The 24,724-nt window shown below is 71.0% G+C and carries 23 protein-coding genes; 6 read left to right on the top strand and 17 right to left on the bottom strand.

Annotated elements, in window-relative coordinates; genetic code table 11:
* Positions 1-25: 25 nt before the first annotated feature.
* The 9 genes from WME90_RS41575 to WME90_RS41535 all read right to left on the bottom strand — a co-directional run bounded on the left by WME90_RS41575 (position 26) and on the right by WME90_RS41535 (position 6,721).
* Positions 26-364: an ATP synthase F0 subunit C gene (locus WME90_RS41575; protein WP_012240589.1), complete on the bottom strand. Its 339-nt coding sequence runs from the start codon at positions 362-364 to the stop codon at positions 26-28.
* A gap of 291 nt (positions 365-655) precedes the next feature.
* Positions 656-1,423 (bottom strand): F0F1 ATP synthase subunit A, encoded by a 768-nt coding sequence (gene atpB / locus WME90_RS41570; protein WP_437277632.1) that lies wholly within the window; start codon positions 1,421-1,423, stop codon positions 656-658.
* A 202-nt stretch (positions 1,424-1,625) separates the two neighbouring features.
* Positions 1,626-1,997 carry an ATP synthase subunit I gene (locus WME90_RS41565; RefSeq protein ID WP_437277631.1) on the bottom strand — a complete coding sequence of 124 codons (372 nt, stop codon included), beginning with the start codon at positions 1,995-1,997 and terminating at the stop codon, positions 1,626-1,628.
* Positions 1,998-2,079: 82 nt separating this feature from the next.
* A complete protein-coding gene (locus WME90_RS41560) occupies positions 2,080-2,448 on the bottom strand; it encodes an AtpZ/AtpI family protein (RefSeq protein WP_437277630.1) in 369 nt (122 codons plus the stop codon).
* Positions 2,449-2,568: 120 nt separating this feature from the next.
* Entirely contained in the window at positions 2,569-3,192 is a 624-nt protein-coding gene (gene rdgB / locus WME90_RS41555; RefSeq protein ID WP_437277629.1) for an RdgB/HAM1 family non-canonical purine NTP pyrophosphatase, read from the bottom strand.
* On the bottom strand, positions 3,189-3,962 hold the full coding sequence (gene rph / locus WME90_RS41550; RefSeq protein WP_437277628.1) for a ribonuclease PH: 774 nt from the start codon (positions 3,960-3,962) through the stop codon (positions 3,189-3,191). Before rph ends, rdgB begins: the two co-directional genes overlap by 4 nt.
* Before the next feature lie 76 nt (positions 3,963-4,038).
* Positions 4,039-5,055: a murein hydrolase activator EnvC family protein gene (locus WME90_RS41545; protein ID WP_437277627.1), complete on the bottom strand. Its 1,017-nt coding sequence runs from the start codon at positions 5,053-5,055 to the stop codon at positions 4,039-4,041.
* A complete protein-coding gene (locus tag WME90_RS41540; RefSeq protein ID WP_437277626.1) occupies positions 5,052-5,945 on the bottom strand; it encodes a cell division protein FtsX in 894 nt (297 codons plus the stop codon). The genes WME90_RS41545 and WME90_RS41540 overlap by 4 nt, the downstream gene beginning before the upstream one ends.
* A gap of 38 nt (positions 5,946-5,983) precedes the next feature.
* Positions 5,984-6,721 carry a cell division ATP-binding protein FtsE gene (locus WME90_RS41535; protein ID WP_437283729.1) on the bottom strand — a complete coding sequence of 246 codons (738 nt, stop codon included), beginning with the start codon at positions 6,719-6,721 and terminating at the stop codon, positions 5,984-5,986.
* A 188-nt stretch (positions 6,722-6,909) separates the two neighbouring features.
* On the opposite strand from WME90_RS41535, the gene WME90_RS41530 reads away from it, so the two are divergent.
* The 4 genes from WME90_RS41530 to WME90_RS41515 all read left to right on the top strand — a co-directional run bounded on the left by WME90_RS41530 (position 6,910) and on the right by WME90_RS41515 (position 12,633).
* Positions 6,910-7,740, top strand: a complete 831-nt coding sequence (locus WME90_RS41530) for a methionyl-tRNA formyltransferase (protein ID WP_437277625.1) — start codon at positions 6,910-6,912, stop codon at positions 7,738-7,740.
* Positions 7,741-7,951: 211 nt separating this feature from the next.
* Positions 7,952-8,992 carry a hypothetical protein gene (locus WME90_RS41525; RefSeq protein WP_437277624.1) on the top strand — a complete coding sequence of 347 codons (1,041 nt, stop codon included), beginning with the start codon at positions 7,952-7,954 and terminating at the stop codon, positions 8,990-8,992.
* A gap of 24 nt (positions 8,993-9,016) precedes the next feature.
* A complete protein-coding gene (locus WME90_RS41520) occupies positions 9,017-12,067 on the top strand; it encodes a BamA/TamA family outer membrane protein (RefSeq protein ID WP_437277623.1) in 3,051 nt (1,016 codons plus the stop codon).
* Between the two features lie 59 nt (positions 12,068-12,126).
* Positions 12,127-12,633 carry a hypothetical protein gene (locus WME90_RS41515; protein ID WP_437277622.1) on the top strand — a complete coding sequence of 169 codons (507 nt, stop codon included), beginning with the start codon at positions 12,127-12,129 and terminating at the stop codon, positions 12,631-12,633.
* Between the two features lie 152 nt (positions 12,634-12,785).
* Here the strand turns inward: WME90_RS41515 and WME90_RS41510 are convergent, their stop codons facing one another.
* From WME90_RS41510 to WME90_RS41495, 4 genes are all read right to left on the bottom strand, one after another.
* Positions 12,786-12,965 (bottom strand): hypothetical protein, encoded by a 180-nt coding sequence (locus tag WME90_RS41510; RefSeq protein ID WP_437277621.1) that lies wholly within the window; start codon positions 12,963-12,965, stop codon positions 12,786-12,788.
* A gap of 358 nt (positions 12,966-13,323) precedes the next feature.
* A complete protein-coding gene (locus tag WME90_RS41505) occupies positions 13,324-13,575 on the bottom strand; it encodes a hypothetical protein (protein ID WP_129354294.1) in 252 nt (83 codons plus the stop codon).
* Between the two features lie 503 nt (positions 13,576-14,078).
* Positions 14,079-15,362 carry a penicillin-binding transpeptidase domain-containing protein gene (locus tag WME90_RS41500; RefSeq protein ID WP_437277620.1) on the bottom strand — a complete coding sequence of 428 codons (1,284 nt, stop codon included), beginning with the start codon at positions 15,360-15,362 and terminating at the stop codon, positions 14,079-14,081.
* 174 nt (positions 15,363-15,536) lie between these two features.
* The gene (locus WME90_RS41495; protein ID WP_437277619.1) at positions 15,537-17,267 is read right to left on the bottom strand and encodes a porin; all 1,731 of its coding nucleotides are present in this window, start codon (positions 17,265-17,267) and stop codon (positions 15,537-15,539) included.
* A 242-nt stretch (positions 17,268-17,509) separates the two neighbouring features.
* Between WME90_RS41495 and WME90_RS41490 the strand changes: the two genes are divergently transcribed.
* The gene (locus tag WME90_RS41490) at positions 17,510-18,622 is read left to right on the top strand and encodes a PhoH family protein (RefSeq protein WP_437277618.1); all 1,113 of its coding nucleotides are present in this window, start codon (positions 17,510-17,512) and stop codon (positions 18,620-18,622) included.
* A 55-nt stretch (positions 18,623-18,677) separates the two neighbouring features.
* Here WME90_RS41490 and WME90_RS41485 read toward each other — a convergent pair whose 3' ends face one another.
* Both WME90_RS41485 and WME90_RS41480 read right to left on the bottom strand, forming a co-directional pair.
* Positions 18,678-19,298, bottom strand: coding sequence for a hypothetical protein (locus WME90_RS41485; protein WP_437277617.1), 621 nt, complete (start codon positions 19,296-19,298; stop codon positions 18,678-18,680).
* Between the two features lie 89 nt (positions 19,299-19,387).
* Positions 19,388-20,053, bottom strand: a complete 666-nt coding sequence (locus WME90_RS41480; protein WP_437277616.1) for a class I SAM-dependent methyltransferase — start codon at positions 20,051-20,053, stop codon at positions 19,388-19,390.
* Between the two features lie 1,279 nt (positions 20,054-21,332).
* Between WME90_RS41480 and WME90_RS41475 the strand changes: the two genes are divergently transcribed.
* Positions 21,333-21,902, top strand: a complete 570-nt coding sequence (locus WME90_RS41475; RefSeq protein ID WP_437277615.1) for a hypothetical protein — start codon at positions 21,333-21,335, stop codon at positions 21,900-21,902.
* Positions 21,903-21,995: 93 nt separating this feature from the next.
* Here WME90_RS41475 and WME90_RS41470 read toward each other — a convergent pair whose 3' ends face one another.
* Both WME90_RS41470 and WME90_RS41465 read right to left on the bottom strand, forming a co-directional pair.
* A complete protein-coding gene (locus tag WME90_RS41470) occupies positions 21,996-23,423 on the bottom strand; it encodes a hypothetical protein (RefSeq protein WP_437277614.1) in 1,428 nt (475 codons plus the stop codon).
* A 226-nt stretch (positions 23,424-23,649) separates the two neighbouring features.
* Complete coding sequence (locus WME90_RS41465; protein WP_437277613.1) at positions 23,650-24,609, bottom strand: SUMF1/EgtB/PvdO family nonheme iron enzyme; 960 nt, start codon at positions 24,607-24,609, stop codon at positions 23,650-23,652.
* Positions 24,610-24,724 lie beyond the last annotated feature (115 nt).

The raw sequence follows: 24,724 nt of genomic DNA, 5'->3' as shown, positions 1-24,724 counted from the left end.
CCCGTTGGGCGCGGCGAGCGCTGGCTCAGGGGGCGATCTTGCCCTGGAGGAAGAAGGCGATGACCCAGGAGAGGAGCACGAGCGACTCGATGAGCGCCAGGCCGAGGATCATCGGGGTCTGGATCCGGGCAGCGGCGCCCGGGTTCCGGGAGATGCCCTCCAGGGCGGCGGCCGCCGCGCGCCCCTGCCCCATGGTGCCGCCGAGGGCAGCGATGCCGATCGCGAATCCGGCAGCGACGGCGAGCCACGAGTTCGCGTCGTACTTGTTCGACGCCGCGCCATCCTGCGCCAGCGCCATAGCGGGAACCAGTACCAGCGCAGTGCCGACAACGGCGGACAGCGACAGCTTGCTCTTCAGCGACATCCGAATCTGCTCCTTTCAAGCCACACAGCCCGCGGGGCTGCATGCGAAACATCTGCGTGGGTCGGGGGCCGCGCGGGCGGTCCCCCATCGAGATCCGGGGATCGCTCCAGGGACCTCTGCTACTGCTCGGTAGGGGCCGCGCTTCCGCGATCCACCCACCGCCGTGGGGCAACCCATCGACAGCGGGGCCCCTCTAATCCGATTTTCGAGGGCTGGCTAGCCTTCTCTTCACCTCCAGCGCCATTCTCCGCGGCGCCGGTGGGCGGCTGACCAGGCGGTCAGGCGAAGCGGTCAGTGGTGGTCCGCCTTCTCGGTCGCGAGCCCGATGTAGATGCAGCTCAGCAGGCAGAAGACCAGCGTCTGCACGACGATGACGATGATCGCCAGGAACATCAGCGGCACCGGGACGAACAGCGCGATGAGCCCCAGGAAGATGCTCGCCACGAGGTGATCGACGCCGATGTTGAGCATGAGCCGGATCGAGAGAGTGACCGGGCGGACGCAGGTGGAGATGATCTCGATGGGGAAGATGAGCGGCGCCAGGTACCACTTCGGCCCGGCGAGGTGGGCGACGTAGCCCCAGCCGTTCTCCTTCAGCCCGTAGTAGTTGAACAGGACGAACACCACGACCGCGCACCCGATCGTGATGTTCAGGTTCGAGGTCGGCGGGTTCACCCCCGGGATGAGCGCGGACGCGTTCGAGAAGAAGATGAACGCGGCCGAGCCCCCGATGAGCGGGAAGTACCGCTTCGCGTTCGCGGGCCCCATCACGTCGCGGGCCATCCCGTAGAAGTAGCCGAAGAACGCCTCGAAGAACGTGCGCAGCGTGAGCTTGTCCTCCGGGATCACGGACTCGTTCAGGCGCCGGTACTGCCCGCGGACCTCGCTGGCGAGGAGCACGAACAGCACCATGATCAGAAGGCTCATGAAGATCGGCTCGGTCCCGCGGTAGTCCACCGTGTGGTGACCGATGAACGTCTTGCCGATGTTGCGAGCGTTCTCCCGGAGTCCGGGGAGCTGCGCCAGGAGGTACGTGAGGAACCCTGTGTGCTCAGGCATGGCTTTCGTCGTCGATGCGCCGCGCCGGCCGCCGCGCGGCAGTGCCGGCACGGCCGCGAGCGCTGGCGAACCTTGTGGGAGTTCACCCTCGGGCGAGGGGCCTCGCCTCTACCACAACTCGTTTACGGTGGGCACCCTGCAGCGCGCCAAGTCTCCTCTCGGCGCGCGGGTCGCCCGAGGAGGCGCCGGTCCCGGCGGGAGCTCAGCCGTGAGCGCTCGGCGGGCTTCCGTCCGCAGGGGGCTTCGGGCCGAACAGCGTCCCCAGGCTGATGCCGACGACGAGCGAGGCGTAGCCGACCATCAAGGCGACGCCCGAGACCATCTCGCTCTTCAGGATGAGCCACACGCCGCCCATCAGGCCGGTGAGCTTGATCATCGCGATCAGCGTCCACGACACCGTGTGGCCCCGGCGCGAGAGGAACGCGTCGACGATGCGCGCGAAGACGTACAGGTTCGCCGTCGCGATGGCGCCCCCGATGCACACGCCGAGCGCCGCGCGGACGCCGTACGCGAGCAGCGCGGCCACGGACAGGACCGCGGCCGTGCCGGCGACCCAGCGGAGCACAGACCGCATGGTGGCGTCCCCGACGCCGGGCCGTTCCTCCGCGCCGGGCTCCTCTTGCGGCGGCTCGCCCCCGGGGGCTCCGGGCCTTCGCTCAGCGCTCATCGCTCCCCTTCGCGTCCTGCCGCCCGTCGGGATCGACGGCACTGTCGCTCGAGCCCGTCCGTCGTTCGTCGTCCGGCGCGCGCTCGTCCGGCCGCGGCTTCCGGTCGTCGTACCTCGGCGCAGGGTTCCCCTGCTCGCGCTCCTCGCGGGCGGCCACGGCCTGCATCTCCTTCCACGCCCGGAAGACCGCCTTGCCGGCGGCGCCGAGCCCGAAGAAGAACCAGAGCACCGACAGGTACGGATCGGTCCCGAGCTTCGCGTCGAGCCAGCGGCCGATGAACAGGCCGACCAGCATGCACAGCACCACCTCGAGACCGACGGTCCCGTAGCTTCCGACGGCCTTCCAGTCCTGCTTCATCAGGGGATCCGATCACCGGGCAGTACTTGGGTGCCTCCGGTCGCGATTACAAGCGGTCTCGGACGGGGTCAACCGCCGTCCGGCGTCGCCGCGCGATGGCCCTGCGCACCGTCTATCGCCCTAGCGCCGCGCGACAAGCGCCTCGAGCGAGGACCTCATCGCGCGCGCCGCCTTGCCCCGGTGGCTCACGAGGTTCTTCTCGGCCTCGTCGAGCTCGGCCATCGTCCGTCCGTAGCCTTCCACCACGAACAGCGGATCGTATCCGAAGCCGCCCGTGCCCCTGGGCTGCCTGCCGATCCACCCCTCGCAGCGCCCCTCGGTCACGATGGGCTGCGCCTCGGACCGCGGATCGAGCAGCACCATCACGCAGCGGAAGCGCGCTCGGCGCCGGTCGTCCGCCACGCCCGCGAGCGCCGCGAGCAGCGCCTCGTTGTTCTCCGCGTCGGCCGCGCCCTCCCTTGCGAAGCGGGCGGACCGGACGCCCGGCCGGCCGTCGAGCGCGTCCACCTCGAGCCCCGAGTCCTCGGCGAGCGTCACCATCGCCGAGCGGAGCGCCCCGGCGCGCACCTTGAGGAGCGCGTTGTCCAGGAACGTCGCGCCGTCCTCGACCACCGGCGGCGCGTCCGGCAGCACCTGCGCGAGCGAGAGCACCTCGATCGGGAGATCCGCGAGCAGCGAGCGCAGCTCCACGAGCTTTCCTCGGTTCGAGGTCGCGGCGAGCAGGCGCAGCGGCTCCCGGCTCACGCGACCCTCCAGCGGTCCGTCTGGAACAGCGTCGTGAGGTCCACGCCGGCGCTGGACAGCGCCCGGTGCTGCGCGCTCGCGAGCGACGCCACGCCCGCGAGCGCGAGGTCGGTCATGCGGTCGAGCTCCGCCCGGGGGATGGCCTCGTCCTCGGCGGTCGCCTGCACCTCGACGATCGAGCCGATCGCCGTCGCCACGACGTTCATGTCGACGCGCGCCGCGCTGTCCTCGGTGTACACGAGGTCGAGGGCGAGCCCGCCCGGGAGGTGGCCCACGCTGATCGCCGCCACCTGATCGCGGAGCACCGGCGCCTCGAGCGATCCGGCCGCGCGCATCCGGTCGAGCGCCAGCGCGAGCGCCACGAACCCGGCGGTGATCGACGCGGTCCGCGTGCCGCCGTCGGCCTCGAGCACGTCGCAGTCGATCGCGATCGTCTGCTCGCCGAGCTGCTTGAGATCGATCGCCGCCCGGAGCGCCCGCCCGATGAGCCGCTGGATCTCCTGCGTGCGCCCGCTCGGCGCCTTGCCACGCCCGTCCCGCGGCTCCCTGCGGGCCGGGCTCGACCGCGGGTGCATCTGGTACTCGGCCGTCAGCCAGCCCGCGCCCTTGCCCATCATCCAGGCGGGCACCGTGGGCTCGACAGACGCCGTGCAGAGCACGACCGTCCTCCCGGCGCGGTAGAGGACGGATCCCTCTGCGTTGCGGTGGAACCCGAGGATCATCTCCACGGGGCGGTGGACATCGAGCGCGCGGCCGTCAGGGCGATTCACGGGGCCGCCTTAGCACAACTCGCGCGTCGCGCGGGCCCGCCTCGCGGCGGGCGAGGCGCCCTGCGGGCCAGCGGCGCTACATCCCGAACCAGGGACCCGGGTCGATCACCTCGGCGCCGCGCCTCAGCTCGAAGTAGAGCTTCGCGCCGTCCGGTCCGCTCGCGACCGTGCCCACCCGCGCCCCGCCCGGGAGCTGATCGCCGGCGCGCACGTCGGCCGCGCCGAGGTTCGCGTACACCGAGTAGAGCCGCTCGCCGTGATCGACGATCACGGTGAGCCCGTAGTCCGCGTACGTGTCGGCGAAGGCCACCCGCCCTGCTGCCACGCTGCGGACCGGCGCGCCGTCCAGCGCGGTGAGCTCGACGCCGGGGCCGCCGGCGCCGCGGCGCGATACCTTGCGCACCTCCGCGCGGCCGGCGATCGGGAAGGGGAGCCGCCCCATGAGCGAGCGCAGCCCGGCGCGGCGATCGGGCTCGGCGGGCCCGGTGTCCGCGCCGTAGATCGCGAGGTAGTCGGGGCGCACGCTCGTCTCGAACGCGCGCGCGAACGCGGCGCGCCGCTCGTCTTCCTGCGCCAGCGCGACCCGGGCGCGGTTCATCGCCTCGCGGTGCACCTCGAGGGGCGCGCGCTCCGCGCCGAGGCGCGTGAGCCGGTCCGCGAGCTCGGCGCTGCGCCGGGTCAGCTCGGCCTCGCGGGCGAGATCGCGCTCGAGGGCGAGCCGAGTGCGCTCGACGCGGGCGGCGTGGTCCACCAGCGCGTCGAACCCGCCGCCCACCGGGAGGAAGCCCGCGCGGACGTGGCGGTAGTACGCGCGCCCGCGCGCGATCATCCGGCGGCGGGTGAGCTCGAGCGCCGGGCCGATCGCGTCGAGCTCCGCGCGCAGCGCCTTCTCCTCGGCGTCGAGCTTCGCGAGCAGCCGATCGAGATCGTTCTCGGCCAGCGCGGAGCCCGGGCGCGCCGCCGGAGCCGGGGCCTTCGCCGTCCGGGCGGACATCGGCGCGGGGGCGTCGGGCGCCAGCACCTCGGCGCCGCTCGTCGCGGCGCCGGTGAGGAGCGCCAGCGCGAGCGGCGCGAGCTGGGCGCGGCGCCTCACACCGCCACCATCTTGCGCAGCGTGAGCAGCGCGGTCGTGGCGCCGAGCGCGGCGCCGAGGCTGACCATCCCGAACGCGACCTGCCAGGGCAGGAACGACGGCGAGACGCCGAGCAGGTTGGCGAGCTCGTGATCGAAGCGGCCGCGCACCATCATGAACAGGGCGCCCAGCACGAGCAGCGCGCCGGCCGCGCCGGCGGCGCCCTGCGTCGCGCCCTCGACGATGAACGGCCGGCGCACGAAGCCGTCGGTCGCGCCGACGAGCTTCAGCACCTCGACCTCGATCTTCCTGCGGTGCAAGAGCAGGCGCATCGTCGAGCCGATGACGCTCACCACGGCGCAGAGGACGATCGCGGCGAGGCAGGCGCTCGCGGCGACGCCGCCGCTGAGGAGGGACGAGAGCCGCTCCGTCCAGCGCTGGTACGTCTCCACCGTGTCCACGGCCGGCAAGGCGCGCAGCTTCACCGTCATCGAGGCGAGCGCCTCGTCGGAGACCTCCTCGGTGAAGCCGACCTCGAGGGACGCAGGGAACGCGCTCGGCGGAAGCGCGGCGAGGGCCTTGTCGCCGTCGTCGTGCACCACCTCGCGGCGCGCCTCGGCGCTCGTCACGAGCCGCACCTTCTTGACGCCTTCGGTGCCCTCGAGCGCGCGGGTGAGCTCCGCGGTCTCCGCGTCGGTCGCGCTGTCGCGCAGGTAGACCGTGGCGCGGCCGGCGCGCGACCAGCGATCGCGCACCGCCATGAGGTTCGTGACCACGAGGAGGGCGGACGCGAGGCAGACGAACGCGACCGCGAGCGAGAAGATCGACAGCGCCTGCAGCCGCCAGTCGCTCCTCCCTGCACGCCAGGTGCGAAGCCATCTCCGCCGATCGTCACGCTCGCTGGTCTGCATCCGGTTCCCTCTCTCCGTCGTGAGGCGGAGCCCTGGCGCTACGCCGCGCCGCGCACGCCGCTGTCGATCTCGTCCTCGTCGTCGCCGCCGGCGACGTCGCCTCCGGGCCCGAGGCCGTGCGGCACGTCGGTCGCTTTCCCGTCGTCGAGCACGACCACGCGCCGAGGGCGTACGTCGAGCAGCGTCCGATCGTGCGTCGCGAACAGGACCGTCGTGCCGGTCTCATGGATGTCCTCGAACAGCCCGAGCAGATCGATCGCGAGCTGCGGGTCGAGGTTGCCCGTCGGCTCGTCCGCGAGGATCAGCGTCGGCTCCCCGACAATCGCCCGCGCGATCGAGACGCGCTGCTGCTCGCCGCCGCTCAGCACCTGGGCCCGATCGCCGCCGCGCCCCGAGAGACCGACGCGCTCGAGCGCCTCGCCGACCCGGGTCCGGAGCAAGCGCGACGGGAGGCCGAGCACCTCCAGCGTGATCGCCACGTTGTCGAACACGGTCCAGCTCGGGACCAGCTTGAAATCCTGGAACACGAAGCCGATGTTGCGCCGGAGCGCGGGGATCGACGCGTCGGTCAGGCGCGCGATATCCCGGCCGAGGAACAGGATCCGGCCATCGTCGACGCGCTCGGTGCGGTGCACGAGGCGGAGGAGCGTGCTCTTGCCCGAGCCGCTCGGGCCGGTGATGAACACGAACTCGCCCCGCTCGATCGAGAGCGACATCCCGCGGAGCACGGGCTGATCGGCGCGGTACGATTTGTAGACGTCCTCGAAGACGAGGATCGGCCTGCGCGCGGCGGAGGCGTCGTAGCGGTGACCGGGCCGGAGCGCCGGACGAAATGAGCCTTGCGGGGGGGGCGCCGCCATCGGAGCCTTCACCTATCAGCCTCCTCGCACACGGAAAACTTTTCGGCCGACGCCCGGGCGAGCGCCCTCTGCGGGTCGCCTTTTTCGGCCTCCCGCTGGCGGCGTTGCTGCTCCACGGCGACGGCCACGAGATCGCCCTCGCCGCGATCAGCCGGGCCGACGCGGTGGGGCTCCGCCGTGCCCGCCGGGTCTTCGGCTCGCGCCTCCTGCTGCGCCCCGATGTCGACCGCCCGGAGCTCGCGTCGCGCGTCGAGGCGCTCGCGCCCGATCTCCTGGTGAGCTGGTTCTGGACCACGCGCCTGCCGATGTCGCTCGTAAAGGCGGCGCGGCTCGGGGGGGTCGGCGTGCACCCCTCGCTCCTCCCTCGTCATCGCGGGCCGGACCCGACCTACTGGGCGATCGCCTCGGGAGACGCCGAGAGCGGCGTCACGGCGCACCGGATCGAGGCGGAGTACGACACGGGCGACATCCTGGACCAGGAGAGGCTCCCCATCGATCCGGGGTGGACCGCGTGGCGGCTCGCCCGGGCGCTGGACCGGCCGAGCCTCCGGGTCCTGCGGCGCACGGTCGCCCGGTTCGCGCGCGGTGAGGAGGTGGCGGGCGTCGCCCAGGATCCGGCGCTCGCCACGCAGGCGCCTGCGCCTGACGACGAGGCGTGCGCCATCTGCTGGTCCTGGCCGACGGAGCGCGTCCTCCGCCATGTCCGCGCCCTGGCGCCGGCGCCGGGGGCGTGGACGGAGATCGAGGGCGCCTGTGTCATCGTCCTGCGGGCCGCGCCGGCGGCGAGCTTCCCTGAAGCGCTCGCGCCGGGCGAGGCGGTGGTTCAGGGCGGGGTGGTCCTGGTGCGGACCGGCGACACGGCCGTCGCGCTGCTGGAGGGGGAGATCGATGGAGAGCCGGCGTCGGTGGGCGAACTCGCGGCCCTCGTCGTGTAGGAGGCGTCGCGCCGGTGACCGCCGGCCGGGGCGCGCTCGGCGGCCGGCGGGGTCGCCTGGCCGGCTCGTGGCCATCGAATCCTGAGCCTACGCGCGCGTGACCGCGTAGGATGCGCCCCTCGGAGGATTCATGTCGGAACCCGCGCAGCTTGCGAAAAGCGCCCGCGAACTGCTCGCCGCGGCGCTCAATGCGCTTCAGTCGAACGGGGGGGTGTCGCCTGAGATCGAGGCGCTCGCCGAGCCCATAGCGCAAGCGATGGGCATCATGCACCGCATCGAGCGCTCCGGGGGCCAGGCCCTCGACGGCAGCGACATCGCCCTCGGCCACGTGCGCGACGTCCTGAACCGCCTGCAGAGGATCACCGCGGCCGATCCGGTGGTCGACGTGCTGATGGAGCACGTCGCCTCCTCGCTGAGCAAGGTCCACGCGCTGAGCAGGGCGCACGCCGCCGGTGCCTCCGCGCAGGCGCGCGCGCCGGTAGCTGTGGCAGCGCCAGCGCCCGTCGCGCCCGCGCCGGTAGCTGTGGCAGCGCCAGCGCCCGTCGCACCCGCGCCGGTAGCTGTGGCAGCGCCAGCGCCCGTCGCGCCAGCGCCGGTAGCGGTGGCAGCGCCTTTGCCCGTCGCACCGGCGCCGGTAGTCGCGGTGGCAGCGCCAGCGCCCGTCGCACCGGCGCCGGTAGTCGCGGTGGCAGCGCCAGCGCCCGTCGCACCGGCGCCGGTAGTCGCGGTGGCAGCGCCAGCGCCCGTCGTGGTGGCAGCGCCAGCGCCCGTCCAGCACACGATGCCCTCACCGCAGCAGCAACGGCATGCGCCAGCGCCCGCCTCGGCCGCTTACCCCGCCGCATCGCACCCGGCCGCGGACGCACGTGGCGCACCGCCGCCCCAGGCCACGCGGCAGCCTGTCGACAACCGCACGTCCGCGGCGGTCGTCGATGTCGAGCTCGGCGCTCTGACGCCGTCGAATTTTTACAAGGGGCTCGCTGGCAACGACGTCATCGAGCACGGGGGCATCTTCGTCGCGACGTACAAGATCCCGCCGACGGGCTCCGTCGTGACCTTGCGTGTCCGCTTGCCGGGCAACTACGAGTTCACCGCGCAGGCCGCCGTTCGGTGGACGCGCGAGGCTGGCGGCTCGAGGGACTCGGCCGAGCCAGGCTTCGGCGCCCGGATCACGCAGATCTCGGCGGAGGGTCGGCAGCTCGTCTCCCGGTTCACGCGCAACAGGGAGCCGCTCTTCTACGACGACCTCTGAGGTCGCCGCGTCGCATCGATCTTGGTGAACTCTTCTCCCGCGCGCCCCGGCTCGCGAGCGAGCCGGCCGCTCCACCGCGCAGCCTCCGTCCTCTCTGCAGCCGCCCTCGCGGCGCTGCTGCTCCTCGCGCCGCGGTCCGCCCAGGCGACGGGCGACCCCGATCTCGCGTTCTGGACGTTCGAGACCGCCCACTTCCGCGTGCACCACCCGCAGGACCTCGCGCCCATCGCGGCGCGCATCGCCTCGCTCGCCGAGACGATCTACGGGCGCGTCGAGGATGCGCTCGGCTATGCCCCGCAGAGCCCCACAGAGATCCTGCTCACCGACGACTCCGAGATAGCGAACGGGTCGGCCGGCACGCTCCCCTACAACTCGATCCACCTCCTCGTGTCCGGTCCGGACGACCTGTCGACGCTCGGCGACTACGACGACTGGTACCTCGATCTCCTCACGCACGAGTTCACGCACATCGCGCACATCGATAACACCTCGGGGATCCCGGCGATCCTGAACGCGATCGTGGGCAAAACGTTCTCGCCCAACCAGGTGCAACCGCGGTGGATCATCGAGGGGCTCGCCGTGGTGAGCGAGAGCCACCACTCGAGCGGCGGCCGGATGCGCTCGAGCATGTTCGACATGTACCTGCGCGCCGACGTGCTCGAGGACAACATCGCGGGGCTCGATCAGATCTCGAGCTCCGCGTTCCGCTGGCCGCAGGGCAACCTCTGGTATCTCTACGGATCGAGGTTCCTGGGCTGGATCATCGACGTCTACGGGCCCAACACGATGCGCGCCGTCTCCGCCGACTACGGGGCGTCGCTCCTCCCGTGGGGGATCAACCGCGCCATCCGCCGCGTGACCGGCAGGACCTACGTCGAGCTGTACGAGGGCTGGAAGGACCACCTCCGTCGGCTCTACGGAGAGCAGATGGCGGCCGTCGAGGCGCGCGGGCTCCGCGAGGGCGCGCGGCTCACCCATCACGGGCGCAACGTGCTCTACCCGCGGTTCGTTCCGCCCGTCGCGCGCCGGACCGCCGCGGACGAGATCGTCTACTTCCGCGACGACGGCAAGGAGCGCCCCGGCATCTACCGCCTCTCCCTCGCCGCGCCCGCGCCCGGGAGCGAGCGCGAAGAGGCGCTTGTCGCGCGCACCAACGCGGCCTCGCGGCCGGCGTTCACGCCGGCGGGTGACCTGATCTTCACGGCCCTCGCGCCGTGGCGCAACCACTACTACCGAAACGATCTGGTCTTGCTTCCGCGCGGTCACGCGGCGCCCGACGGCGACGAGCCCTCGCGACGCCGGTTGACGCACGGCCTCCGATCCTCGGCTCCAGACGTGAGCCCGACCGGAGATCACGTCGCCTTCTCCCTCAACAGCAAGGGCACCCGCTACCTGGAGATCGCTCGGCTCTCCAGGGATGGCGTCCTCTCCGAGCGGCGCGATCTCGTGCCGAGCGCCCGCTTCGAGCAGGCCTACTCCCCGTCGTTCTCTCCCGACGGCAAGCGCCTCGCGTACAGCGTCTGGACCGCCGGCGGCTATCGCGACATCCGCGTGGTGGACGTCGCCACCGGCAGCTTCCGTCAGGTGACCCGCGATCGCGCGACCGACATGAACCCCGTCTGGTCGCCCGACGGCGAGACGCTCTATTTCACCTCCGATCGCACCGGCATCAACAACGTCTACGCCTACGACCTCTCGTCCGGCGCGCTGCATCAGGTCACCAACGTGAGACTCGGGGCCTTGCACCCGGCGATCAGCCCCGATGGCAAGACTCTTGTCTATGTCGGATATACCTCCCGGGGCCACGATCTCTTCGTCATGCCGCTCGATCCGGCGCGCTTCCTCCCGGCGCCGCCGCCCCCGGGCGATCGACCCGATCCCGCGACCGAGCCTCCGGCGGTGCGGCTCGAGCGCGTTCCTTACAACCCGCTTCCTACGCTCGCGCCGCGCGCGATCTCGCTCGACTACGCGCCCGGGAGCTATGGCTCCAACGCGCTGACGGTGAGCGTGACCGGCACCGACATCGTGGGTCGCCACACGGTCTTCGGCGAGCTCACCGTGCAGCCGGACGCGCCGGCGCCGAACGTCTTGCTCGGGTACAACTATGGCCGGCTGCCCATCGACCTCGGCTTCCGCGCGTACCACGCGATCTCGCCGCGCAGCGGCTACCGCTTCAACGGTCGAAACGTCACCTACGACGAGCGATCGATGGGGATCTCCTCCGGCATCAGCTATCCGATCCGCGGCGAGTTCTCGCGGCATACCCTGAGCGCGTCGTTCAGCAGCGCCGCCTTCAAGGGGCAGCTCCCCATCGGCGACAAGCTCGACCCGTACGCGCCCCGGACCATCCTCCCGCCGCGGGGCACGCTGAACTTCGGGCACCTCGGCTACGCATTCTCGAACGCCGAGGGCTCGATCGACGCCGCCGGCGCGCCGCGCGGGGTGTCGCTGAACGCTGGCCTCGATTACGCCGGCCCGGAGACGGGCAGCAGCTATACGAGCTACGCGTTCTCGACGGGCCTCAGCGCCTACGTCGCGATGCCGTGGTCAGGTGATCACACCCTCGCGTTCCGCGTCGCCGGGGCCGTCTCTGGCGGCAACTTCCCGAGGGGCGCCGCCTATGCCGTGGGCGGGTACGATCTCGAGAACCTCACCCTCGTCGACACCTTGCTCACCGGGGTCACGAATAGCTCGTTCACGCTCCGCGGCTACGCGCCGGGCGCGATGTACGGCCGCTCGTATTTCTCGCAGACGGTCGAGTATCGCGTGCCCGTCCTGCAGCCTGACCGCGGCCTCGTGACGCTGCCGGTCTACCTGCGCCGCATCGACGCGAGCGTCTTCCTCGACCACGGCGGCGCATTCAACCACTTCGAGATGGACGAGCTCGCCCTCTTCACGCGGAAGAGCCTGCTCTACTCGCCCCAGCTGCACGCCTCCGTGGGCGGCGAGGTGTGGCTGAGCATGAACCTCGGGTACGTCCTCTTCTCGCAGCTGCGCTTCGGGTACGCCTATGGCCTGAGTGAGCTCGCGATCCCCGGCGGTCAGTTCTACTTCGTCGCGACGAACTCGTTCTGAGCGCCGCGCCCGTGCTGGAAACTTTGCCGGCGCCGACGCCTTCGCCCACGGTGCTCGGCATGCGCCGCGTCCTCCTCGCCCTGAGCCTCTTGCCCCTCGCCAGCTGCGGCATCGCCCCGAGCAACTCCCAGCGCCTCACCGAAGCGGCGCTCGAGATGAACACGGCTACCCGGTTCGGCCGCATGGATGTCGCGCTCGAGCGCGTGGGCTCGAAGGCGCGCCAGGATTTCATGAGCCGTCACGCCGCGTGGGGCACCCGCCTTCGGGTCGTCGACGTGGAGTTCGGCGGCTTCGAGATGACCCAGCGCGACGAAGCCGAGGTTTACCTCGACGTCCTTTGGCTGCGGAACGACGAGGTCACGGTCCGCACCACCCGGGTCGCGCAGAGCTGGCGGGACGAACGGGGCCATTGGGAGCTCATCGGCGAGGAGCGAAGAGACGGCGACACTGGGCTCCTCGGCGAGCCCCCGCCCAAGCAAAGCGGGGCCGGCGATGCGGCGAGCGCGGCCGACATGGGTCGGCAGCCCGGCCTGAGCCTCCACACACGTGTGATTCGCGACGAGTGAGCGCCGCCGCGGACGCGGCGCGCGGCCACGCGCAGAGGACCGCGCCGGAACGGGCGCAGCGCTCGGCGCGCACAACCTCGATGATCGCTGGGAACGCGCCGTGGCGCGTGATCCCACGGGGGCGCGGTCGATCGACCGCGCCACGCACCCGATCAAGCAGCCGGCGAGGGGCTCGCAGGAGCGGCGCTCTTGGGAGCGCGGGGCTTCTTGGCCTTGCCAGCGACCTCCGTCGTGGCCTTCGACAGCTTGCTGCGCTTGGCGCGCTCCTTCTTGGCAGCCTGCGCCTTGCGGCGCCTCATCTTCATCGACTGGCGGCGATCGCGCTTGCCCATCTGCTTCAATCTCCTCACGGTCGGGGGCACGGGCGCGGCATCATGACCACAGCTCGCCAGGCGAGCCCCATCCTGCACCGGTGGATGGCCTACCGCGGGGCCCCTCAAAGGGAGCGGGACTGTGCCCAAGAGCGAATGGAAGCGCAAGGGGCAATGCGCGCGGAGATGCAGTTCTCGTGCTAGACGAGTGTGCAGTAGAACGTGCCGCCGTCAGCCGGTGATCCCCGCCTTACCCGGCTCGGCGCCTCCGGCGCGTGGTCGCGTGGTTGTACCAGGTGCGCGCTCGTTCCGCAGGATCCGCAGGATCCGCAACTTTCGAGCAAGAACCGCGCGCCGCCCGAGCAGTACCTGGCAGGGCTCAGCCGCCGACCGCACCGTCCAGCGCGACTTCGCGGCCACGCACCTCGAGGCGGTACCGGGAGTTCACGGTTTCTATGTAGAACACTTCGCGCCCGGCGAGGCGCAACACGCGCTTGACCGGCGTCGTGACATATTCATGCATTCCGTCGGAGAACTCGATGACGATGACCGAGCCTTTCCGTGGTGCACGGACGAGCCGGCCAACGACTGCGCGCGATCCCCGGCCGAGCTTGCGGAGCACAACCTGCACAACAGAGATGCTAGCACGCAGATCTCGGCCGAGCACAAGCTGCACAAGCAGCGCGTCTCGCAACTAGGTCCCACCCTGGCCCAGGGTGTCCGGCTGCATCGGAGCGACCCGGACCTTCGCGCCGCGGACGGCGAGCCGGTGGGAGGGGGGCCGGCCCAGGGCGGAAAAGTTCTATAAATCGATCGTGGCCGCGGTGTGTACGATGATCCTGCACACCTGCGGGCCGCCAGGCAGGCACATCGGTCCGCTGCGCATCGTCATCGGATCTTGGTCAGGGCGGAAATCATGACCAACGTTTCTGGCTTGCGGTGAGCCCGCTGCGGGCTTACGCGGTGGTCTGCCTGACGCCCCGTCGATGCGCGCGCAGCGCTGCCGGCCGAGGGGGACCTCGCCTGGGGCACGGCGCCGCGTTCAGGTGCGTCTGCGCAGCGGCGCAGCGCGACGCGTTGGGTTGGTCTGGCGCGCTGCGGCTCGGCGGCTCGGCGCGTCGTCTGTTCCGCGTGTCAGCGGCGGTGAGCTGTCGCGCCGGTCCTGTCGTTCGGATCGCTCACGCCGGGCGCGCCCTTGTCGGCGAAGTAGGTGCGGAGCATGTCGCATGCGACGTTCGTCGCCTTCACCCGCCATTTCGCGCTGTTGGCGACCATCACGGAGATGGCGACCTCGGGCTTGCGGCTCGGCGCGAACCCGATGAACCAGGTGTAGAAGGGCCCCTCGGGCGTCGGCTTCGTGAGCGTCCCCGTCTTGCCAGCGACGCGGATATCCGGGAGGTAGGGGCGGCCGTTGCGATCGTGGAACGAGCGGTAGCTGGTGCCGTTATCCACCGTCGACTCCATCATCGCGGTCACCGCGTTGGCCGTGCTCTCGTCCATCACCCGCTTGAGCACCTGCCGCTCGGTCGGGCCCTGGTAGATCTCGCCGATCTCGTCCTTGACGCTCGACACGACGTGGAGCCGGACCATCTCGCCGCCGTTGGCGAGCGTCGTCGCCAGGTTCGCCCCCTGGAACGGTGACAGCGTCGTGTTCCAGAAGCCCGCCGCGGTCCGCGCGAAGCCGAGCTCGTCCTCCGGGAGCGAGATCGTGCTCGTCGCGACCTTCACGTCGAACGGCGTGTCCTGCCCCCAGCCGAGCTTCTCGGCCACGGCGCCGAGCTTCTCCTGGTCGAGGTTCTTCGCGGCGAGCCGCGCGAACACGGTGTTGATGCTCCGGCCCATCGCCTGCGCGAGCGTCGCGCAGTACTTGTCGCGCCGCTTGTTGTCGACCATGTCCGCCTGCCGGATCGAGTGCTCGCCGCCCGAATAACACTGCTTCGTGTTGGGGCTCAGGCCGGCCTCGACGAGCGCGGTGCCGGTCACGACCTTGAAGACGCTCGCCGACGGCGCGGTGGCCTCTGCGGCGACGTCGTGCATCGCCCCCTCGTTCACGTAGCTCGCCCAGACGAGCACCTTCCCGGTGCGGATATCGGTCATGACGACCGCCCCCTCCGGGACCTGGCCTGCCCGCAGGAAGCCGAGCGCCGCCCGCTGGTACATCGGGTCGATGGTCAGCTCCGCGACGCGGCCGCCGTGCGCGGGCGCCGTGGGCGGGGCCTTCCTGTCGTCGATGCGCGTCAGGTCGACGTCCGTGAGCGGCGGCGGCGTCACCGTCCGCGTGATCGTGGGTCCCCCGGCCGTCGTCTTCTTTGCGAGCAGCCCCCCGAGCTGGACGTCGTGCTCGCGCAGCATGGGGAGGGTCACAGCCACGAGCCCCACGGCTGCACCGACGGCGATCCACTGACGCATGTCGCGCATGGCCCGACGGGTACCCCGCCAGGCTGTCCTGGGCCAAAATTGAGGCGTGCCGCCTCGCCGGCGAGGCGCCCGCGCCGCTCGCCCGCCGCGAGGAGCGCGAGCGGCGCGGATCGTTGGAGGACAAAGAATGAGGGGCGCGGCCGGGACGCCGGCCGCGGTGGGGCGGGCCGCGCGTCAGAACGACATGCTGACCCTCGCGCCGAGCTCGTGCAGCGCGTGCGCGTCCGGATCGGAGGGCTTCAGCGTATTGCCTGGCACCTTGAGGAGGTTCTTGTTGGTGCCGCTGCCCGGCGTCAGGTAGGCGCTGTAATTCAAGCCGATTCGCACATTTTTCGTGTGCCAGTAGTTCGCGGCGAGGCCGATCTGCATGACGTTGAGGTCGGTGCCCGGGCCCCCCTCGGCGCCCGGAGTATCCTCGTCGTACGTGCTGCCCTTGCGGCTCCCGCCGTCGTACGTCGCGTTGATGCCAGCGAGGAGCGCCGCGACCTCGAGCCCCGACTTCGGCTTCTCGAGCTCCTTCGACAGATCGATCTTCGTGGGGCGCGGGCTGAACCCTGGATCGCCGCTGACGAAGGCGTCGCCCACCGGCCACGCCGAGAGCTGCACGTACCAGCCGAGCCCCTTCACCTCGCCGAGCCGTTCGGTGTTGGTGAGCTGATAGCCCTCCACGGCCTCGCGCGTCTCGTTCGCGACGTAGTACGCCTCGGCGCGGAGCTCGACCATCTTGATGGGCAGCCGGAGCTCGCCGCCGAACGCTCGCTGCGAGCCCGACGGGATGACGTGCGTCGGGCGGCTCAGCGAGTCCGTGTAGCTCGCGCCCCAGAGCGTGTAGCCCTGCCCCGTCCTGATGGGCGCATAGTCGTAGCCCACGTAGTCCTGGTCGCGCTCCCCGAGGCGCGCGCTGACGCCGATCTGCGCCTTCGCGAGCAACCCCTGCTTGTCGCTGGCGAACGGGCGCGCGAACACGCGGCCGATGAAATCGGGCTCGCTGTCGACGCCCGGCCGGTTCTGGCCGTCGCCGCCGACCACGCTGACGCCGTAGACGACCATCCTGTCGGCGACGTCGCCCCAGATCGTCAGGCCGACGTCCTTGCCCTCGGGGTAGGCGAAGCTCCGGGTCGCGATGGTGCGCTCCATGAACGTCGAGGTGTTGTCGCTCGTCTGGTTATCCATCGAGAAGAACGACTGGTGCTGCCCGAACAGGAAGTTGAGCGCGGGCATGACCGAGTAGTTGATCCAGACGTCGGCGAGGACGGCGCTCGACGTGGTGCTCTCGACAGGAGCGAAGCGCGCGGTCTCGGCCGTCGGCGCCTGTCCGGGCGGACCGGCGGCGTTCTCGGTCCGGCCGTTGCTGTTCCCGAGCCCCTGGCCGCCGAAGTCGACGTCGACATCGAACGAAAACCGCTTCATGAACTCGCCGGCCACCTCGAGCCGCGCGCGGCGGACGAAGAGGCGCGGCTTGAGCGCGCTCCCGCCGCCCGTGGCCGACACGTCCGACACGCCGGCGCCGAAGCTGCTGGCGAAGTCGAGGTTCAACCTCCCCTTCGGGTAGAGCCGGAAGGTGTCGTTGGCGTCCCGGAGGAAGAAGCCGCCGTGCCAGCCTGCGAGCGGCTGCTGCTCTTTCACGACGGCGGCCTCGGCGGTCGGCGCGAACACCTGTTCTGGCGGCGGCGGCGGCGGCGTGGCGGTCGGTGCCGCTCCAGGGGGCGGCAGCTGCTCCGCGGGCGGCGTCTGGTCGGGCGGCGGTGCGGGAGGCGGCGTCGGGGCGGCAGCGGCAGGAGGCGCCGGCGCCGCACCGGCAGGAGGCGCCGGCACCGCGGCGGGGGGCGGCGCCGGAGGCGGTTGCGCTGGGCCCTGGGGTCCAGGCTGTGCTAGCGCCGACAGGCCCGACAGCGTAACAGTCATGCCCAACAGCGCCGATGTAGCTAACCTCATGCAGTTCTCCCTGTGTGCGGCTCGCCCGCTCGCCGGATCTCGCACGCACTACAACGCGAAATTATGACCAGGACGTTACGATTCTGTGTAGGCCGCACGGCGAGCGGGCGCGACATTCGAGCGCGAGGTGGGCGGCGTCAAGGTCTCGTTGACGGGGTGACAGCACGTGCCGGCCACGGAGCGCCGGAGAAGAGGCGGGGAAGGATCACGCGATGACGACCAGCGTGCGGATCACGGCGGATGTCGAGGTGCTCGACAACAGCACCTTGGTGGCCCTCGCCGGGCCAGGGAACGAGAATCTCAAGCTCATCGCGCGCACTCTTGGCATCGAGTCGGGCGTTCGAGGCAACACGATCCGGCTCGCCGGGGACGCCGACAAGGTCGCGCTCGCCGAGCGGTGCCTGGCAGAGGCCGCGCAGATGTTGAGGGGCGGCGCGGTCCTCGATCCGCAGGACTATGTGCGCGGAGTGCAGGCGCTCCGGGACGACCCGGGGATGACGTTGCGGGAGCTGTTCGAGGACGTCGTCCTCATCTCGGCGCGCCGCCGGCCTATCTCGGCGAAGGGGCTGGCGCAGAAGCGTTACATCCAGGCGATCCGATCGCACGACATGACGTTCGGCATCGGGCCGGCTGGGACGGGCAAGACCTACCTCGCGATGGCCATGGCGGTCCACGCGCTGCTCGAGCGCCGCGTGAAGCGGATCATCCTCACCCGTCCGGCCGTCGAGGCGGGAGAGCGGCTCGGCTTCCTGCCCGGCGATCTCGCCGAGAAGGTGAATCCTTACCTGCGCCCGCTCTACGACGCCCTCCATGACATGATGGACGCGGACAAGGCGCAAGGCCTCGTGACGCGCGGCCAGATCGAGGTCGCCCCGCTGGCCTTCATGCGGGGGCGCACGCTCAACGATTGCTTCGTCATCCTCGATGAGGCGCAGAACGCGACGAGCGACCAGATGCGTATGTTCCTCACCCGCCTCGGCTACGCCTCCCGTGCCGTGGTGACGGGCGACGTCACGCAGGTCGATCTCCCGCACGGCGCGCGCAGCGGCCTCGCGGAGGCGCGCGATCTGCTCACGGGGATCGAGGGGATTGCGATCTGCTCGTTCACCGAGGTCGACGTCGTGCGCCACCCGCTCGTGCAGCGGATCATCGTGGCGTACGAGCAACGGGACGCCGAGGTGGCCCGCCAGCGCGAGGAGCGGCGGGCGGAGGCGGGGCGCGGCGGGGCGCGCGGTGGCGCCGCGGGAGAGCCTGGGGCTGCACCGCAGGGGCCGCAGGATCGACCGCCACCGGGCGAGCCGGGAGGAGCCGGCGCAGCGAGCTGACGCGCGGCGCGGCCGAGCGAGACGCCGGCGTCGACGTCTCGCCCCGCAGCGCCGATCATTTCTTCTTCAGCTCGACGGGGGACTCGCGCACCAGGAGGGCATCGGGCCCGGTCACCCGGATCCTGCCGTGGATGACGTTCTCCTTCAGCTCGCCGACCAAGATGCCGGTCATCGCGTTCGGCGCGCGCGGATCCTCCGGGAAGACCGATGCGCGGAGCATGCCGTCCTCGAATTTTCCTCCGATCGTCGCGTTGCCGAGCGCTCCCTTCGCGGTGCCCTTCAGCTCACCGCTCGGCTCGATGATCAGCGTCACCGTCCCGGGGCCGGCCACCTGCTTGCCGTCGTCCTTCTGGCGCTCGGCATCCTTGACCTTCGGAGGCAGCACGACGCTGCCTTTCTTGGCGTCGTAGCGCCCTTCCCATGTCCCCTGCCATGCGGGCGTGCCCTTCGGCTCGCCCGTGTCTCCGGGCGCGCCTGCGCTCGGCGCTGCGGCGACCGAGCTCGCCGCGGGCGGCGCGCTCACCGCGCTCGGCTGAGGCGGCGGGGGCGCGGGCCGCTCCGGCTCGCTCGGGCGAGGCGGGTTCTCCTCGCATGCCGCGAGGACGATGGCGAAGGACAGGAAGAGCGCGGGGGCACCGCCGCGCGCCCGGCGAGCTCGTGTTCCGGTGGCGTTCACGTGGAGGCTTTTATTACGAGCCGGGCTGGCCGTCGCGTCGATTTGACGGGCCCGCGCCGCGCCCGGGATCCGCGCGCGGCGCCCTCGGCTCAGGACGCCCTGCGGAACGCGACGGTCCAGTGCCGGTCGCTCGTCACCTGCGCGCATTCGGGGGGAATCCGGAGCGAGCGCAGCATCCCACGCACCTCCTCGAGCGAGAGCGCAGCGCGCAGCGACGCTTCAAAGAGGGCTCGCTGGTACGCGGTGTCGTTCGCTGCGTACGTATCCACGAGGGCGGCGGTCGACGCCTCGTCCTCCGGACGGACCAGGTCGCGCACGAACAGGAGCCCGCCGGGCTGGAGGACCCGGAGCATCTCGCGCAGCGCGTGCAGCGGCTCCGGGATGTGGTGGACGATGCTGTTCGAAAGCACGGCTGAAAACGCCTCGTCCGGTTCGGGCAGCGCCTTGGCGTCCGCGAGCGCGAGCGCGATGGACTCGGTGAGCCCGGCCTGCTCGACCCGGCGGCGCCCGAGATCGAGCATCGACGCGGAGAGATCGATCGCCTTGATCCGCGCCGTGGGCACGCGCCTGCAAAGCTCGATGGGCAACAGGCACGTCCCAGTGCCGACGTCGAGGGCGTATCCGAGACCGGGGTTGTGAGAGAGGAGGGCATCGCAGAACGCCGTGTTCACGGCGGCGTGATCCATGCTGTCGTAGGCCCGCGCGTCCTCGTCAGTATCCATGACCTCCGGCTCGAGCACGCGCACCAGCGACATGCGCGCATCCTTCTTCGCCCGGTGCGCGCGTGTCAACCGATACTCGGCGGCTGGCCAATCTCGGCCGTCGGCCGGACCGAGGTCGATCGGGGCCGGGTGGATCCCGGGCGTCGTATACATGGACAGGAAGGCGTTTGAAGAAGTCGAGGCGGAGCGGGCCGGCTCCCCGTCGTCGTCCTCCTTTCATTGGGCCAGGCGCCAATGTCGTAGAGGACGTGCCCTCAGGGCGGACGCGCGGACGCGCGGACTCGCGCTCGAGAGCGCGGGGCCGAAGGCTGAGCTCTCTCGGGAGCGCCCGATCGGAGCGGCCGACGACGATGAGCGCTCCTCCGCGCTCTGCCATGTAACGAGGCGTCCTGCGGGCCGAGCCGTGCGCGCGCGCCGGTCCGACGGACACGACGGCCTTCAAGCGGCGAGAGGGCCTCCACGCGGCTACCCCAGCGCCTGGCGCGGGCAGCAGCGTCGGGTGAGCGCGAGATCTCGAGAGCTGCGCTGCGCGGCCCGAGCGCGCCTCGGCGGCGGGATGGGCGCAGAATCATCATTTCGAAGAGCTCGGCGGGTTGGCTCGATCCGGACGCCAGAAGGGCCGGGGCACGCGCAATCCTCCGCGCGATGAGCGGATGTCGTGTGGAGAGCTCGACCCGGACTCCCGCCCCCGTCGGCGCTCATAGCGAAGCGCCCGTGCTGCGCCCCACCCCCTCGGGCGGGGCATCCTATCACGCCTCGGCATAGGTCAGTCGTGCGCCCAGGGCGTGCAATGTAGCCACGCGCCGGCCGCCTGTGTGTGGTCGCCAGGCGGTCGCACCCTGCGTGGGGCGCTTCAATGATTGGGGTGGGGAGGCTCGCGCGGGTCGCTGCGCGCCTCGCGGTTGTACGCGCGCCCGCATTGCCGCCCGTGACGGGCGTGGCCGTGAGGCGCGGGTTGCTCGGTTCTCGGACGGTGCTTACCTGACCGGACCCGAGCACCCCAGACACCCAATGCCGCGGTGCATCGTCAAGGGGGCCAAGAGGGGATTGGTGCGGCCTGGGCCGTCCTGCGCGGGGGAGGGGTCTCGGCTATCAATCGACGCTGACCGGGGTTTCATCGCTCGGTTCCTGTCGAGCAAAGCAGCCCAGCCGTTCGGGGCCGTCCCGTCCAATGACCTCTCCGATTGAGCCCGCCCGCAGCGCCTATTGAAAGAAAAGACGGCCCGCTATCCTCAATTCGCTTGACCAGGCAAGTGGCAACGGCATAGTCGTATCCAACCGCCGAGCTGGATTCGGCGACGAGGGAGAGCACATGGCAACGGACGCCTTTTCACAGCAGATTGTAAACCTCGTGCGGAAAATGCCGGACGAGGCGATCCTCGCGCTCGTCAAGAATCAGCTGGGCGCCGTGACAGGGGAAGCGCCGTTGGTTCCTCCTGCGGCCCCGCGCCGCAGCCGCTCGCGCGCCCGCGCTGCAGTGGTCCAGTCCAAAACGTCTTCCGTCGCGGCCAAGCGCGGCGCCGCGCCGAAGCGTCGGCCTGGTCGCCCGCGCAAGTCGCCGGCCGCCTCGGCGGAGCGTCAGGAGACGCTCGATGCCGTCGAGCGCGTCGTCAAAGCGAGCTCTGGCGTGAGCGCGAGCGAGGTGGCGAAGCAAGCGGGTATCCCGCAGACGCGCGCCGCCGCAGCGCTGAAGGAGCTCAAGCTGGAGAAGCGGATTTTCCAAGGTGGCGATCGTCGTTTCGCCCGGTATGCAGGCGATGCGAAGACGGCCGAGCAGGCGAGCGCGAACGCGCGCAAGACCGCGGCGGGACCTGCGCCTGTGAAGAAGCCGAGCGTCAAGGGGCGCAAGCGCGTCGCTCCGGCTGCCGCACCGCCGAAGTAGGTCCAAAGACCACCGCGCACGTCAGCATCAGATGGGGATGGAAGCTGTGCTGACGCGCTGCGTTTGGAATGGTTGTCCCGTTCGAGACGGAGCTCAGGGCGGGCTCCAGGTGAGCCCGCCATCATCGGAGGCCGCGACGTACCAGCCGCGGCGCGAAGTCCCGGTGACGTCCGCTTGGAGGAGCATCACGAGTCGATGTCCAAACGAGAGGAGGGTTCCTAGCTCGATACGGCCGCGCTCGCCTGTGCCTTCGCCGATTACCCTGGGGACATCGTAGATTTTGCCTGCTTCCGGCGATTGCGCGATGTAGAGCCCCCATCGCGCCGCGGCGCGAGAGGTCAGCACCGCCATGACCCCTTCACGTGTGGGCGCCAGGGCGACAGACCGCTCATGAGGCTCGAGCCAGGGGCGAAAGGGCGGTTTCTCCGCGATGACGCAGGTGCCTTGGAGGGTACACGTGGCGAGCGTGAGCTCTCCGGTTGTGGGCGTGATGACCTCGACCATGATGCGGTCGGCTGCGCAGCCGACCGATGCTCCAGGAGCGGCTTTCGCCGGGAGCTTCAGCACGGCTGTCTGGGTAGCGGAGACGGCGACCACGACGGTCTTGTCTGGCGGCTGAGGCACGAGCTGGATCGACCACCCGGCGAAGTCGCATACGGGTGTCGTGGAGAGCGAGGCCGTCGCCGCTGGGCTCATCGTGAGTCCCTCGACGCTCTTCGGTGCGTCGAGCGGTTTTCCCGGCGGGGGGACGGGCCGCACGAGGAGATTGCGCCCGCGCACCGAGAGGAGCACCGGTGGGCGGCCATAAGGCACGGGTAGCGCTTGTTCCTGCGTGGGGAGCGGGACGGGAGGCACCGGCTCGGCACCCGCCGGCCCCGCATAGACGAGGGTCGCGTGCCGGGGCTTGGGCTCCACGAGCAGCGCGGCGCTCTCGGCGGAGAGCACCGCGGGCACGGCGTTCACCAGCGGTCGCGCTCCGCGGCTCGGCTCGGGAAGCGCGACCGGTGAAGGCGCCGAGAGGTCGGTCGCGTCGAACGGAGCGAAGAAGAGACTCGGGGGGTCCAGCGCCGACGGGCCCCCTCGATTCCCGTTCGCCTCCTTCGGGAGAGCCGGGCCGCGCGGACCGGCGGTGAGCACGGTGGAGCCGTCTCCGCCGACCGACCAGGTCGACCACCCCTCGCGGACGCGCCGCAGAGATCGCCAGGTCCGGCCTGCGTTCTCGGTCACGAGGGCGATCGCCTCGTTCTCGACCTCTCCTGTCACCACGGCGCGCTTGTCATCGAGCACGAACGCCCGTCGCCATCGGGTCGACGACGGCGCGAGCGCCGAATCGATGCCACGCGCCTGGCCAATGGCGGTGCTGAGCTCATCCGCGGACGCAGCGCCTTGGGGGGGCGGGACGGTGATGGGCGCTGCTTTTTCCTTCTTCCCGCACCCGAGCGCCAGGAGCGCGGTCAGGGCGGCAAGGGCGGTCGCAGCGACACGCCGCCGCGTGGGCGCGCTCACTACGGAGTCGAGCATCGGTAATCTCTCCGCTGGTATCGCCCTGGTGTGCTGCGCGGCGGCCTTGGCCTCTCCACGACTCGCACGCGCGCTCGCGCCCCGCGCGAGCCCTCTTGTCGGAGCGCCCGTCGCGTCACGGCGGGATGCGCGGGCGGCCGTCGCCTCGCCTCCCCGCTGCATCGCCCCGAGCTCCGCGTCCGATTCGCACCCACCCTACGGCTGACCGCACGCCGCGCGGCCAGCACTAGTCGGCCTGCTCCGGATCCATGCAGCACCGGAAGCCGGTCGAGTAGTCGTGGTAGCCGAAGGAGTGGGCGGTCGTCGCATACTTGCACCCCTCGCCGTTGCGCGTCGTGTCCATGAAATAGCCGCCGCGGAAGGTGCCGCTCGGGTCATCGACCCACTCGTGGAGGTTGCCGACCATGTCGAACACGCCGTAGGCGTTGGTGCACCCCGCGCGCTCACCCGTCGGGAGCAGCGCCTGCGACAGCTGGTTGATGAGCGGGTTGTTCATCGCCGTCGTCCAGCGCTCCTCGGGCTTGATGTCGAGCAGCGCCGCGATCTCGGCGACGGGGTGGACCCGTCGCTCGTCATCGTTGCACACGCCCTGCTGGCGGAGCGCGCCGTAGGGGAAGGTCGTGTCGTCCGGCCCTCGGCAGGCGGTCACCCACTCCTCCGAAGTGCACAGGCGCTTGCCCGACGCCGCGCACGCCAGCTTGGCCTGCCGCCCGCTGATGTAGCCTTGCGGGATGACCCCCGGCCAGGACACGGCGCGGACGCGGCGCTCGTTCCCGTCGATCGGATCGTAGGGCGACCAGGGGCGCTCACCGCTGGGCGTCAGCTCGACCAGCGTGCCCTCCCAGCGGTCGACGCACACGCGATCGTCCACGAGGGCCATGTCCGCGGGGCAGGGCGTGCTGCCCGTCGAGGAGGAGATCGGGGCGGCGCCGATCTCGGGCTCCATCCCCGACGCGAGCGTGGCGCTGTCCTTGACGGCCGCAAGCGCGCTCTCCTTGGCCTTGATGCGCCGTTCCGTTCGGACGGCGGCGGTCCCCTCGAGCGAGGCTCGCACCATCAGGCGCGGCGTGATCTGCTCCGCTGTCGTCGACCCCGGCGCGCAGCCGGCCGACGCGACGAGCACGCCGAGCAGCGCTCCGCCGCGGAATGGACGCGCCCCCGACGATCGCGGAAGGGAAGCTGCCATACGCGGGCGGGAGGAGTCCTTGGCCACGGAGGAGGCGAGGATCCCTTCCCACGATCTTTTTTGCAACCGAATAGCGCGCTCGGGGGCTCCCCGAACGGGCCTACATGAGAGGGTG

Source organism: Sorangium sp. So ce375 (genome assembly GCF_051473855.1).
Lineage (GTDB): Bacteria > Myxococcota_A > Polyangia > Polyangiales > Polyangiaceae > Sorangium.
Note: the sequence above shows the minus strand (reverse complement) of the source record. Positions and strands in the feature narration are given on the sequence as shown.